The organism is Pseudomonas muyukensis (assembly GCF_019139535.1).
GTDB lineage: Bacteria > Pseudomonadota > Gammaproteobacteria > Pseudomonadales > Pseudomonadaceae > Aquipseudomonas > Aquipseudomonas muyukensis.
Map to the genome: position 1 here is coordinate 5,325,358 of NZ_CP077073.1, position 12,990 is coordinate 5,338,347.

Below are 12,990 nucleotides of genomic sequence, written 5' to 3' on the forward strand. Positions count from 1 at the left end.
CGATCCCAGTTTGGCGACAAAGCACAACACCGACATCAAGGCAAATACAAGCGGAACAACCCGCCCCCCAGCGCCCCGCCGTTGGCAATCTCGATCCGCCCGCGCACGCCGTTGCGCTCATGCAAGGCGGCAATCCGCGCCGCGAAGTACAGGCCCAGGCCAGTGCTGCCGCTCTGCGAATCGATACCCTGCACGTAGTCATGCTGGCGCTCGAGCATGCGCTGTGGATAACCGGTGCCGTCGTCATTGACGCTGATCACCAGTTGCTCGCCCTCTTCCTCGATGCTGATCAGCAGGGCATGACCGGCATAACGGATGGCATTGGTCAGCACATTGGCCACCACCGAGGCGACCAGTTCGCGGTCGAAGAAGCCCAGCGGGCTTTGCGTCTCGATGCGCCAGGTGGCCAGGATGTCGCGGTGCTTGATCACGTCTTGCTGGGCGGCGAGCTGGGCTTCGATGAAATCGTCCAGTTCGTGGTAGTCCGGGCAGATCGGCAGCTGGTTGACCCCCAGCTTGTACAGGCCCAGCAACTGCACGAGCATGCCATTCAGGTGACTGAGTTCATGCTCCACCACGCCCTGCTCGGTACCGCCGCGCAGTTCCTCGGGCAGGCGCGCCAGCCACTGGCTGTGGGCATGGGTCAGCGCCGACAGGGAGTTCTTCAGGTCATGCACGGTGGAGGCGATCACCGTGGAGAAATCCAGCCCCTGGTTATCCTGGCTCATGCGCCAAATACCCGGATGTGCAGTTTGCGGTAGCGGTCGTAGCGGCTGTCGCTGCTGGGGATGCCCGCCACGCTGGTCAAGCAGTCGCGGCACTCCTGCATCAGCGTCGGCGGCGGTGTTTCACCGCCGATGCGCAACAAGGCCTGGGCGGTGTTCAGGGCGATACTGATGTTCTTCGGTTGCAGCGACAGCGCCTTGCGGAACATCCCCAGCGCCTCGTTGAGCTGGCCGCCCTGGTAACTGCGCACGCCCTGGCGGTTGAGGTCGACCGCCTCGGTCACGGCGCCGAGCACGGCCGGGTCGTCGGTGAGCTTGGCCACGCTCTGCATGACCTTGGGATCGTCACCGTAGGTTTCCACGCAACCCTTGAGAATCGAGGTACCCGCTGCGTCCTGGCCCAGTTGCTGCAACTGCTTGGCCACGGTCAGCGCGGCCTCGACCGAGAAGAACTGGTCCATCTTTTCCAGGCGCTGCATGGCCTGCTCGGTCAGCTTCGCCGCGGTGTCCGGGTCACCGGCCTGCTGCAGGCTGGCCGCCTTCATCAACCGTGCGCGCACTTGCAGGCCCTGGTCCTCGACGTTTTCCTTGGCCACTTCGCTGAGCACGGTATTGATCTCGACCCGAGTACGGGCATCGAGGCCATTGCCGGCGTTCTTGTTCATCAGCGCCTGGACCAGGCCCAGGTTGCTTTCGGCATCCTTGTAGCGCGAGCTCTGCCCCTGGTTCACCGCATGGCGGTAGGCCTTGGACGCGCTCTCGAAATCGGCGTTGTCCAGCGCCAGCTTACCCAGCGCGGCCTGGCGGCGCACGGCCAGCGGCGACAGGCGCACGGCCTCCTCGAGCATGTGCTGGGCACGCTTGCTCTCGCCCTGGGCCACCAGTACTTCGGCCATGCCGTCGTACAGGTTGGGCATGATCGGGAAGGCTTTGAGCGCCTGCTCGTAGACACCTTGCGCCTGGGCATTCTGCCCGCGCTTGTGCAGCAGGCTGCCCAACGCCGCGTACACCCAGGGCTGCGGCCGGCTGGCGAGGATGTTCTGGAGGAACTTCTCCAGTTCGTCGAAGCGATTGAGATCGCGCAGGGCGTCGGCCCGGTAGCGCAGGCACAGCGGCGCGAAACGCGGGTCCTTCTTGCACAGCTCGGCACAGGCACCGAGCACCTCGGCCGGGCGGCCGCGGTCCAGGGCCTGGAGAATCGGCTTGAGCAGCGTCTTGCGCTGGGTCAGCTTCTCCAGGCGCTGGGCAAGCCCAACCCGGTTGAAGGGCTTGGTCAGGTAGGCATCGGGCTCGTGCTCGATGGCGCTGAGCACGATGGACTGGCTGCTTTCGGCGGTGACCATGATGAACACGCACTCATGGCTGATCAGCTTGTCGATGATCAGGTCTTCGAGCACCTGCTGGCCGTTCTTCTTGCCATCGCCCAGGTGGAAGTCCTGGAGGATGAAGTCGTAGCGCTTCTGCCCGCACATGCGCAGCGCCTGTTCGCCACTGTCGGCCGTGTCGACATCGCGCACGCCGAGCTCTCGGAGCATGGAGCGGGTCGACGTACGGAAGTCGGTGTAGTCGTCGACGATCAGAAAGCTTTTTTGCCCGTACTGCAGCATCAACACGACCTGTACTGGAAGAAGAGGGAAAGTGGCGCGAAGCGATACATGCCGCCGAGACCTGTATCGGCAGCGGGTCGGAAAAGATGAGTGCGGCACGCCAGGGCCACGAAGTGGCTCAAGGCCACTATTTTATCGCCGTGCGTGCCTTCAAGCCAACAGGCCGAGCGCTTTGGCCCGGGCCACCGCCTGGGTACGGCGCTCGACCCCCAGCTTGCTGTTGATGTGGCTGGCGTGGGTCTTGACGGTGTGCAACGAAATGAACAGCTGTTCGCTGATCTGCTGGTTGGAGCAGCCTTGGGCAATCAGTTCCAGCACCGCCAGCTCACGGCCGCTCAAGGCCTCGGCGATCACCGGCAGGCTGGGCGCCGACTCGGGCAGCCGCGCCAGCAAGTCGCCCTGCACGGCGCAGGGTGCCCGGGCCAGCAACTGCTCGCGCAGCCACTGGGGCTGATCATCCAGCAGGCGCTGGAACGCTTGCTGGGCGCCACCCTGGGCAGCCTCCAAGGCCTGGGTCAACAGCTTCGCGGCCTCGGCTTCACGGCCTTGCTCGAGCACCAGCTGAATGAGCTGGCACAAGGCACTGACCACCAGGGTCATGCCGCCGCTGGCCCGCCCCCGCTCGACCAAGGCACCAAGGCGCGCCTCGGCATCGTGCGGGCGCTCCAGCACCCGCTCCAACAGTGCCTGCTGCAATTCGATGTGCAGCGGTAACAGGGGGTGGAACTCAGGTGCAGCCGCAGGCTGCTCGCCGCCATAGGTCTGGCCGAGACGCGTCAGCCACGACTCGGCCAGGTCGGTGCGGCCCTGGGCCAGCCACAACTCGCACTTCACCAGGGTGATCATGGCCAGGTAGAAGATCGGCGGCACGTCCCAGATGTGCATCAGCCGCTCGGCCTCGGCCAGCTCGGCGAACGCCTCGGCGAAGCGCCCCTCGCGGCCGTCGAGCGAGGCGATCACGCAGTGCCCGATCAGCACACTGATGTCTCGGCAACTGCGCGCCTCGCTCAAGCCTGCCCGCAACCGGGTGCGCCCCGGCCCCGACTGCAGCCGCGCAGCCAGCAGGTAGCCTTCGTACAGGGTGAGGCGGGCGCGCACCGCGTACAGGCGTTGCCCGGATAGCCCCTGCAAGCGCTGCAAGCCCTGACGCACCTCCTCCAGCGCCCGCAGGACCTCGCCACGGGCATGCAGCACCCTGGCCCGGTCATAGTGGGCCAGCGCTTCGAACAACGGATTGCCGACCCGCTGGGCCAGCTCGAGGGCCTCGCGGTTCCAGCCCCGCGCGCGCCAGAAATCGCCATCGGCAATGGCCAGGTTGGACAAGGTCGACAGACACACCAGGCGCTGTCCATAGCGCTTGCAGGGCAAGCTTTGCAACGCTTCGCCGCAATAGGCCAAGGTGCGTGCACGATCACCGCGGCCACGGGCGATCACCCCGCTCAGGGCCAGCCACTGGGCCAGCATGGATTTCTGCGCGGTGGCCGAAGGGGCCGGCAGGAAGCGGCTCAGGTAGGCCGCCAGCTCCTCGGCGGCATCGAGCTGGCAGGCCAGGCCCAGCGCCCAGCTGTACAGCACGATCAGCCGTGGCGTGCTGATCAGCAGGCTGTCGGGCAGGTCCATTTTCCAACGCAGCAGCATGCCGACGTTCTGTTCGGCCAGCAGTTGCTCTTCCGACAGGCTCTGTACCAGGTCGGCCGCCACATCCAGATGGCCGGCGCGCAGCGCCTGCTCCACCGCCTCGTCGAGCAGGCCCTGGCCCTCGAACCAGCGACAGGCGCGCAGATGCAGCCCGGCGAGCGGCTCGCTGGCCTGGCGGCTGCGCAGCAGGTCGGAGAACAGATGGTGATAGCGGAACCAGGTGCCATGCTCGTCGAGCGGCACCAGGAACACCTGGTGGGCCTGCAGGTAGCGCAGTACCTCGGCGCTGTCGTGCCGCTCGCGCAGGGCATCGCACAGCTCGGCGCAGAAGCGCTCCTGGCAGGCGGTGTCGTAGAGGAAGGCCTGGACCGCCGCGGGCAGGATCTCGATCACTTCTTCGAGCAAATAATCGCGGATCAGCCCCTCGCCCCCGTGCAAGGCCTGGGGCAAGGCATGGTCGTCACCCGACTCGCTGGCGGCCAGTTGCCAGAAGCGCAGGCCAGCCACCCAGCCGTCACTGCGCTGGATCAGGTTGTCGAGGGCCTGGCCGCGCAAACCGGTGGGCTGGCGGCCGATCACCGCCAGCGCTTCGTCCGGGGTCAGGCGCAAGTCCTGCTCGTTGAGTTCGACCAGTTGCCGCGACAGGCGCAGGCGCGCCAGGTGCCAGTCGGGGCGCTGACGGCTGGTGACCAGCAGCACCAGCCCAGGCGGCAGGTGGTTGAGAAAAAATTGCAGGCAGCGGTCGAGTACCGGCCCCTGGGCCAGGTGGTAGTCGTCCAGCACCAGCAGCAACGGCGTGTCGGGTTGCAGGTAGAGCGCCAGCTCATCGAGCAGGCCGTCGAGCCACTCTTCGAAGGCGAACGGTTGATGGCGCTGGCGCATCTTCAATAGGCCCAGGGCCTGCCCGCCGAGGGCCGGGCAGAACTGTTGCAGGCCCTCGAGCAGCCGCTCGAGGAAACGCCCCGGGTCGGCATCGCGCAGGCTCAGGCCCAGCCACAAACTGCGCCAGTGGCTGGGCAGCGCCTGGCAGAACTCGATGGCCAGCGAGCTCTTGCCAAACCCGGCCGGGGCGTTCACCAGCAACAGGCGCCCCGCCAGGCCGCTTTGCAAGCGCTGGCACAGGCGTGCGCGGGGCACATGCGCCTCCGGCAGGGGCGGGCGGAAGAAACGCCCGTCCAGCAGGCCCAGGGCCTGGCTGGCGACTCCATGCGTACGGGACAAGTCTGTCATGGCCGGCTCGTTCTGATTGGAGTAATGCGGCGGGTGCGGATGGTTGCGAGACTAGCGGCAAACGCCGCGCATTTGAAGATGATGCTGGGCCTTTGGCCCAAAAAGACTACAACAAAACGAAACAACGCCAAGGATGCGTGCCAAGGATGCCTGCCGAGGGCGCGGGAACAGAAACGCCCCGGCAAGCCGGGGCGTTCTGGGGGATCACACGGAGTGAACAGCGATCAGTTCATCGCACACCTGCCTGGCGCAGGGCCGCCGGCTGGAAGTCGGCCTTGCTGGCGCTGAAGCCGAAGTTGTACGCGCTCTTCTCTTCGTTCTTCATGCCCAGTGCCAGGTAACGGCCCGATTGCAGGTCGTAGATGGCTTCCAGGGTGTACCACGGTACCTGCACGTTGTAGTACGGCTGGGCGTGGGCTTCCGATACCCGCCACAGCTGGTTGCGACCGTCGTACTGGTCGATGACCGCAGCCTGCCAGGTGTCCTCGTCGATATAGAAGTCACGCTTGGCATAGATGTGCCGCTGGCCTGGCTTCAGGGTCGCGACCACATGCCACACGCGGCGCAGCTCGTAACGCGCCAGGTCCTGGTTGATGTGCCCGGCCTTGATGATGTCGGCGTACTTGAGCTTCGGATCATCCAGCTTGTAGGCGTTGGAGGCGATGTACATCTCCTTCTTGCCTTCGAGCTTCCAGTCATAGCGGTCCGGCGCACCGTTGTACATGTCCAGGTTGTCGGAAGTACGCAGGCCGTCGGCAGCGGTACCCGGGCCGTCATAGGACACCTGCGGCGCCTGGCGTACACGACGCTGGCCGGCGTTGTAGATCCAGGCCTTGCGCGGTTCCTTGACCTGGTCGAGGGTCTCGTGGACCAGCAGCACGGTGCCTGCCAGGCGCGCCGGCGCGGTCACTTCCTGCTTGAAGTAGAACAGGATGTTGCCGGGGTTGGCCGGGTCGTAGTCCTTCATCTTGTCGCGGAAGACGAACTGGTCCTGGAAGTACACCAGGCTGTAGGAGCCATTCTGCTGCGGGGTGGCCTGGGTGACCAGGCGGGTCACGCTGCCGCCGCGGTAGCGGGTGATGTGGTTCCAGATCACTTCCAGGCCGTCCTTGGGAATCGGGAACGGAATGGCGGTGCGGAAGTTCTCCAGGCCGTTGCCGCCGGCGACCAGGGTGGTCTTGGTGGCGTTTTCCTTGATCGCGGCGAACACCTCGTCCGGCGCGGTGGCGCCGCGGTGGGTCTTGTACACCGGGAGCTTGTAGCTGTCCGGGTAGCGCTTGAGCATGGCCAGCTGGCCAGGCGAGAGCTTGTCCTTGTACTGCTCGGCGTTCTGCGCGGTGATGGTGAACAGCGGCTTCTCAGTGCCATAAGGGTCCGCCAGGAAGCCCTTGCTGTCAGCGCTGCCGGCGCTCTTGGACAGCGGCTCCCACGGGCCGATCGAGCCATCGGCGTTACCGGCCTTCTCCGCGCCCATCGGCGTGAGCGACGCGCCCAGCTTGGCCGCCTGGTCGGCGGAAACCGCAGCCATGACGCTGGTCGCCAGCAGGGACATGCCCAGTACACCGGCCTGCAGCAGACGTGTGGTCATTTTCATTCTGTTGTCGTCCTGGATCAAAGTGCTTAGAAGTTCACACCGAAGCTGAGGGCGACGAAGTCGCGATCATCCACGGTGGTGTACTTGCCATCGAAGAAGTTGGTGTACGACAGGCTCGCCGTGTAGGTGTTCTGGTACTCGGCGTCCAGGCCCAGGCTGACCGCCTTGCGGCCTTCCTCGAAGTTGCCGCCGGGGCCCGGCGAGTAACCGTCGACGTCATGGGACCAGGCCACGCTTGGGCGCAGGTTCACGCCGGCGAAGACGTTGTTGTAGTCCCAGATGGCGCGTACGCGATAACCCCAGGAGTCGGAGGTGGTGAAACCGTCGTTTTCGCAGTAGCGCGAAAGGTTGTTCTGCGGGGCGCCGGCCAGCGTGGTGGCGTTGAGGCTCTGGCAACGACCGCCAGGCAGCGGGCCAGGCCCATAGACCGGGTCACGGCCGTAGCGCATCTTGGAGGTGCTTTCCAGGCCGCCCACGTGGGTCCAGCCGACCTCGCCGACCATGGTCAGGCGCTCGGCGCCCATGACCTGGTCGAAGAAGTGGGTGAACGTGGTTTGCAACTGGGTGATTTCCTTGCGGCGATAGCCCGGCTGGTCGGTGTCCGGCACGCCCTTGAGCACCGAGGCATTGGGGTCGAGCGGGGTCAGGCCCGAATAGAGGATATCGGTGGTGTTCAACTGCACCGGGGCGTTCGGCCGATAGCTGATTTCGCCGCTCCAGGCCGTGCCGGTGGGCAGGGTGGTGGAGAAGCTCAGGCCGTACAGGCGAATGTCTTCCGGGTACTCGACGTAGTAGCTGGAGTTACCGGCCACATACAGGGGCATGAGTTGCTGCAGCAGGGCCGGGTTGGTGGCGGCGCCGGCCGGCACCCCGGCACGGACCAGCGCGCCAGCCAGGTTGGCTGGGTTGTAGAAGCGCGACCCCGCACCACGACCACTGAAGATCGGTGCACGGCTGTGGTAGTTCATGAAGTAACCGCCGAACTCGGTGTTAAGCGGTTCGTACATGTAGCGCAGTGCCAAGCCGAACTGGCCGCTGTCGCGGGCGTCACGGTCCGGGCCACGACGCACGATCACGCCTTCATCCGGCGAGCCCCAGCTGACGCCCTGTCCCTGCAAGGCGCGCATGGTCGGCCCGGCCAGGGCCCCCAGGCGCCCGGCCACGGCCGACTGCTTGGCCAGTACTGCCAGGTTGTTGTCGCAACCATCGGCGATCACGTCTGGCTGCGAGAAGAAGGTGCCGCAGTTGTCGACGACGGTCTGGTCCCACTCGATCTGGTAGAAGCCTTCGGCGGTCAGGTTGTCGGTCAGGCTCTGCGACAGGTAGAACATGTTGACGGGGATCAGGCCTTCCTTGATCTCCGCGCCCGGGCGACGGAATGCCGAGACATCGATGGGGTTGATGGAGTTGATGCCGCCACCGATGAAGGTACTTTCGCCCCAGCTCACCACCTGCTTGCCGAAGCGCACGGTGCCTGGCAGATCGGCGATGGAGTAGTTGTGATAGACGAAGGCGTCGAGGATCTGGGCGCCCGAGGACTTCGCGCCCTCCTTGCGGTTGGAGTCGCTGATGTCCTTGAACTCGCGGCCTTCGTCCTTGAGTTCGAAGTCATACCAGTACTTGCCGCGGACGAACACGCCGGTGTCGCCGTACTTGAGCTCGAGGTCGTGGATACCCTTGAAGATCTTCGAGAAGGTCTCGCCCTTCTTGAAGTTCAGGTGACCGTCGTCGGAGGTCTGCGACAACCCCCTGCCGCCGTTGTTGGCCCCGATGAGGTTCTTGTTGGGGTTGGCCGTCGACCAGCTGGCGCCGATGGAGAGCGACGAGTCGAACTGGCCTTCGATTTCCCCGATGTTGAAGCTGACAGCGAAAGCAGGACTTGCGAGCGTAGAAGCGAGGCTGACGGCCAGGGGCAGACGTGCCCGGCGCCAGAACGGGTTTGCAGATGTCATCGACGCTACTCCATGTACTTTTTTGTTATGGCAGTGAGTCCTTTCAGAAACGGCTCGAGCGCCTGGCCAAGCAGGCTCTTGCCCAAGGCGCCACGCACAAGGTGCGCGGTGCCCTCCCCCATTCCTGAAAATCCCCTGACCCGACTATAGCCAGCGCCCACAGGTGCTTGATCCCTCTAAAGTGTGATTTGCACCCCCTGCGGGTGGCCCACCACGAATGGCCGCCCTGTGTGCCAGCAGTGCTCAAGCATGGCTCAATTTCATCGTTTGACAAGGCACCGTCCCCTCTAGCCTGCGGGTCGCACCCAAAGAGGCACGACCCGCGCAACGGTTACAGGGTGGAAAGGAACGCACTGTTACTGGCTTGCCACTGGCTGATATCCAGGCGGATGCGCTTCTTGTCGAGTTTGCCGACACTGGTCTTGGGAATTTCAGTAACAAGGGCGATCTGGCTGGGAATCGCCCACTTGTTGATATGGCCCTGCTCGACGAAAGGCTTGAGGTGTTCCTTGAGTGCCCGGGCATCGATGCTCATGCCGTCGCGCGCCACCAGCAGGGCGAAGGGCCGCTCGCCCCATTGCGGGTCGGGCACGCCGACCACCGCCACTTCGCGCACCGCCGGGTGGCGGCTGACCAGGTCCTCGAGGTCGAGCGAGGAAACCCACTCACCGCCGGTCTTGATCACGTCCTTGATGCGATCGCGGATGTCGATGTAGCCCATGCCGTCGAGGGTGGCGACGTCACCGGTGTGCAACCAGCCGCCCTGCCAGAGTTCCTCGCCCTTCTGCGGCTCGCGGAAGTAGCCCATGGTCAGCCAGGGCGCGCGCAGCACCAGCTCGCCCTGGGTTTCGCCATCGGCGGGGAGGAAGTTGCCATTGCCGTCGACGATGGCGGCCTCGACCAGTGGCACCGGCACGCCGGCCTTGATCCGGTAGCTGGTGCGCTCGTCCTCGCTGCCCGCCTGTAGTTCGTCGTTGAGGTGCGCGGCACTGATCAGCGGGCAGGTTTCCGACATGCCGTAGGCGGCGGTGAGCTGGATGCCCCGGGCCAGCGCTGCCTGGTACAAGGCGCGATTGAGCGCGCTGCCACCGATGATGATCTTCCAGCCACCGAAATCCTGGCCGGCCGCCGACGGGCAATTGAGCAGCATCTGCAGGATGGTCGGCACGCAGTGGGAGAAGGTGACCTTTTCCTCGCGCCACAGCCTGATCAGCATGTCCGGCTCGTAGCGCCCCGGATAGACCTGCTTGATCCCCATCATGGTCGCCGCGTAGGGGATGCCCCAGGCGTGCACGTGGAACATCGGCGTGATCGGCATGTAGACGTCGTTGCTGCTCAGCAGCCTCACGCTGTCCAGGCTGCCCAGTACCGATGTTTCGGCCAGGGTGTGCAGCACCAGTTGGCGATGGGTGAAGTAGACCCCCTTGGGGTTTCCGGTGGTGCCGGTGGTGTAGAAGGTGGTGGCCACCGAGTTTTCATCGAAGTCGGGGAAATCGTAGCGCGGGCTGGCGGCGGCCAGCAGCTGCTCGTACTCGCCCACCAGGTTCGGCAGGTCGGCGGATTTGTCCGGGCCGTCGGTCAGCAGCAGGGTCTTGTCGACCGTGGTCAACTGGCCGGCGATGGCTTGGTAGAGACCGATGAAATCACTGTTGACCAGCACGAAGCGGTCTTCGGCGTGGTTCATGGTGTAGAGGATCTGCTCGGGCGACAGGCGCACGTTGATGGTGTGCACCACTGCGCCGATCATCGGAATGGCGAACATGCACTCCAGGTAACGGTGGCTGTCCCAGTCCATCACCGCCACGGTGTCACCGGCCTTCACCCCCGCGGCGGTCAATACGTTGGCCAGGCGGGCGATGCGCTCGTTCAACTGCGGGTAGGTCAGGCGGATCTGGTCGCGGTAGACGATCTCGCGGGTCTTCTCGTAGCGGCTGCCGGACATCAGCAGGCGTTTGATCAGCAGCGGGTACTGGTAGGCGCCCTCGGCGGGCTTGATGATGCGCGTCTGCAACATGGGTATCCCTTTTCGTCAAAGCGGGCAGGACTTTTCAGGCACTTACTGTAGATCGGTGACGCACCGGTCAAATCAGCCGAAGGAATGATTTGCGCCCCTCGAGGTATGAGTGCCACGACATTGACGAAGGGCGCCAAGCGACCAGACACTGCGACCACAGCTTGCCGTCCAATCACCGGAGCCCCTGATGCCCAGCCCACGTCGCGCCGTGTTCCTCGATCACCAGTCCCTGGACCTGGGTGACCTCGACCTTTCGCCGCTGCATGCCCAGTTCGATGAATTGCGACTGCACGCCGCCACCACGGCGCAGCAGGTCGCCGCACGCCTGCAAGGCGCAACGGCGGTCATCAGCAACAAGGTGATGCTCGACGCCACCACCCTGGCCGCCAACCCGCAGCTCGAGCTGATCCTGGTGGCCGCCACCGGCACCAACAACGTCGACCTGGCCGCCGCCCGCGCCCAGGGCATCACCGTGTGCAACTGCCAGGGCTACGGCACCCCCTCGGTGGCCCAGCACACCCTGGCGCTGCTGCTGGCCCTGGCCACCCGGCTGTGTGACTACAACCAGGCGGTCGCCGCCGGGCACTGGGCCAAGGCCAGCCAGTTCTGCCTGCTGGACTTCCCCATCGTCGAGCTGCAGGGCAAGACCCTCGGCCTGCTCGGCCACGGCGAGCTTGGCGGCGCGGTGGCGCGCCTGGCCGAAGCGTTCGGCATGCGCGTGCTCAGCGGGCAGATCCCGGGGCGGCCGCCGCGCGCCGGGCGCCTGCCGCTGGACGAGCTGCTGCCGCAGGTCGATGCGCTGACCCTGCATTGCCCGCTCAACGAACAGACCCGGCACATGATCGGCGCTCGCGAGCTGGCGCTGCTCAAACCCGGCGCGCTGGTGGTCAACACTGCCCGCGGCGGGCTGATCGACGAGCAGGCCCTGGCCGATGCGCTGCGCGCAGGGCACCTGGGCGGCGCGGCCAGCGACGTGCTCAGCGTCGAGCCACCGGTCAATGGCAACCCCTTGCTGGCGGCGGACATCCCGCGCCTGATCATCACCCCGCACAGCGCCTGGGGCGCGGTGGAGTCGCGCCAGCGCATCGTCGGCCAGCTCGCCGAGAACGCCCAGGCGTACTTCGCCGGCCAGGCACGGCGAGTGGTCGGCTGACGCCGCGGCGGCTCTGCTACACTGCGCCACTTTTTTCAGGAGGCGTCGTCCATGGACCCGCGCAGTGAAGTATTGCTCCGCCAGGCGGAGCTGTTCCAGGGCCCGCTGCTGATCGCCGGTGCCCAGGCCGACGGCCTGCTCGGTCAATTGCCCCAGGCCCATGGCTGGACCTGGCATGCCGGCGACCAGGCCCTGCTGCACAGCCGCTTCAGCGGGCGCAGCCACTATGGCGTCGAGGTGCCCGAGGTGGCCTTCGAGGCCGCCGTGCTGTTCCTGCCCAAGTCCCGCGAGCTGGCCGCCTACCTGCTCAATGCCCTGGCCTCGCGCCTGGCTGGGCGCCCCCTGTACCTGGTGGGCGAGAAGCGCGGTGGCATCGAAGGCGCGGCCAAGCAGCTGCAAGCCTTCGGCAAGCCGCGCAAGCTCGACAGCGCGCGGCATTGCCAGCTGTGGCAGGTAAGTGTCGACAACGCCCCGCAGGCCAAGCCCCTGGAGAGCCTGGCCGAACGCTTCGAGCTGGCGCTGGCGGACGGCCCGTTGCAGGTGATCAGCCTGCCGGGCGTGTTCAGCCATGGCCGCCTGGACAAGGGCACGGCGCTGCTGCTGGAGCACCTCGACGACCTGCCCTGCGGCGCTGTGCTGGACTTTGGCTGTGGCGCCGGGGTGCTTGGGGCAACGATCAAGCGCCGCTACCCGCAAAGCCGGGTCACCCTGCTCGATGTCGACGCCTTCGCGGTCGCGGCCAGCCGCCTGACCCTGGCGGCCAATGGCCTGCAAGCCGAGGTGATCAGTGGCGACGGCATCGATGCCGCGCCAGCCGAACTGGACCTGATCCTGAGCAACCCGCCGTTCCATACCGGGGTGCACACCGATTACCAGGCGTCGGAAAATCTGCTGAAAAAATCACGACAACATCTGCGAAAAGGCGGCGAAATACGGCTGGTTGCCAATAGCTTCCTGCGCTATCAGCCGCTGCTGGAAGAGGCCCTGGGCAACTGTGAGATCCGCGCCGAGGCCCAGGGCTTTCGCATCTACCGGGCAACACGCGGATAAAAACAGGGCTTGCCGAAAGCGCCTGGC

8 protein-coding genes are annotated in these 12,990 nt (G+C 65.6%); 2 read left to right on the forward strand and 6 right to left on the reverse strand.

The window, feature by feature from the left end; translation table 11 throughout:
• Nucleotides 1–35 precede the first annotated feature (35 nt).
• From KSS95_RS23620 to KSS95_RS23645, 6 genes are all read right to left on the reverse strand, one after another.
• Nucleotides 36–728 (reverse strand): sensor histidine kinase, encoded by a 693-nt coding sequence (locus KSS95_RS23620; RefSeq protein WP_217850192.1) that lies wholly within the window; start codon nucleotides 726–728, stop codon nucleotides 36–38.
• Nucleotides 725–2,332 (reverse strand): tetratricopeptide repeat-containing response regulator, encoded by a 1,608-nt coding sequence (locus KSS95_RS23625; protein ID WP_217850194.1) that lies wholly within the window; start codon nucleotides 2,330–2,332, stop codon nucleotides 725–727. The genes KSS95_RS23620 and KSS95_RS23625 overlap by 4 nt, the downstream gene beginning before the upstream one ends.
• Nucleotides 2,333–2,482: 150 nt before the next feature.
• Nucleotides 2,483–5,200, reverse strand: a complete 2,718-nt coding sequence (locus tag KSS95_RS23630) for a winged helix-turn-helix domain-containing protein (RefSeq protein ID WP_217850195.1) — start codon at nucleotides 5,198–5,200, stop codon at nucleotides 2,483–2,485.
• 229 nt (nucleotides 5,201–5,429) lie between these two features.
• On the reverse strand, nucleotides 5,430–6,794 hold the full coding sequence (locus tag KSS95_RS23635; protein ID WP_217850197.1) for a DUF1329 domain-containing protein: 1,365 nt from the start codon (nucleotides 6,792–6,794) through the stop codon (nucleotides 5,430–5,432).
• Nucleotides 6,795–6,820: 26 nt separating this feature from the next.
• A complete protein-coding gene (locus KSS95_RS23640; RefSeq protein ID WP_217850199.1) occupies nucleotides 6,821–8,746 on the reverse strand; it encodes a DUF1302 domain-containing protein in 1,926 nt (641 codons plus the stop codon).
• A 331-nt stretch (nucleotides 8,747–9,077) separates the two neighbouring features.
• Complete coding sequence (locus tag KSS95_RS23645; RefSeq protein WP_217850201.1) at nucleotides 9,078–10,760, reverse strand: fatty acid--CoA ligase; 1,683 nt, start codon at nucleotides 10,758–10,760, stop codon at nucleotides 9,078–9,080.
• 187 nt (nucleotides 10,761–10,947) lie between these two features.
• Here KSS95_RS23645 and KSS95_RS23650 point away from each other — a divergent pair, with 187 nt between their 5' ends.
• Both KSS95_RS23650 and KSS95_RS23655 read left to right on the forward strand, forming a co-directional pair.
• On the forward strand, nucleotides 10,948–11,913 hold the full coding sequence (locus KSS95_RS23650) for a 2-hydroxyacid dehydrogenase (RefSeq protein WP_217850202.1): 966 nt from the start codon (nucleotides 10,948–10,950) through the stop codon (nucleotides 11,911–11,913).
• Between the two features lie 51 nt (nucleotides 11,914–11,964).
• Nucleotides 11,965–12,963, forward strand: a complete 999-nt coding sequence (locus tag KSS95_RS23655) for a methyltransferase (protein ID WP_217850204.1) — start codon at nucleotides 11,965–11,967, stop codon at nucleotides 12,961–12,963.
• Nucleotides 12,964–12,990: the final 27 nt, after the last annotated feature.

Coding starts and splice junctions, on each gene's coding strand:
- KSS95_RS23620 (WP_217850192.1), bottom strand. CDS start 728: ATGAGCCAGGATAACCAGGGGCTGGATTTCTCCACGGTGATCGCCTCC.
- KSS95_RS23625 (WP_217850194.1), bottom strand. CDS start 2,332: ATGCTGCAGTACGGGCAAAAAAGCTTTCTGATCGTCGACGACTACACC.
- KSS95_RS23630 (WP_217850195.1), bottom strand. CDS start 5,200: ATGACAGACTTGTCCCGTACGCATGGAGTCGCCAGCCAGGCCCTGGGC.
- KSS95_RS23635 (WP_217850197.1), bottom strand. CDS start 6,794: ATGAAAATGACCACACGTCTGCTGCAGGCCGGTGTACTGGGCATGTCC.
- KSS95_RS23640 (WP_217850199.1), bottom strand. CDS start 8,746: ATGACATCTGCAAACCCGTTCTGGCGCCGGGCACGTCTGCCCCTGGCC.
- KSS95_RS23645 (WP_217850201.1), bottom strand. CDS start 10,760: ATGTTGCAGACGCGCATCATCAAGCCCGCCGAGGGCGCCTACCAGTAC.
- KSS95_RS23650 (WP_217850202.1), top strand. CDS start 10,948: ATGCCCAGCCCACGTCGCGCCGTGTTCCTCGATCACCAGTCCCTGGAC.
- KSS95_RS23655 (WP_217850204.1), top strand. CDS start 11,965: ATGGACCCGCGCAGTGAAGTATTGCTCCGCCAGGCGGAGCTGTTCCAG.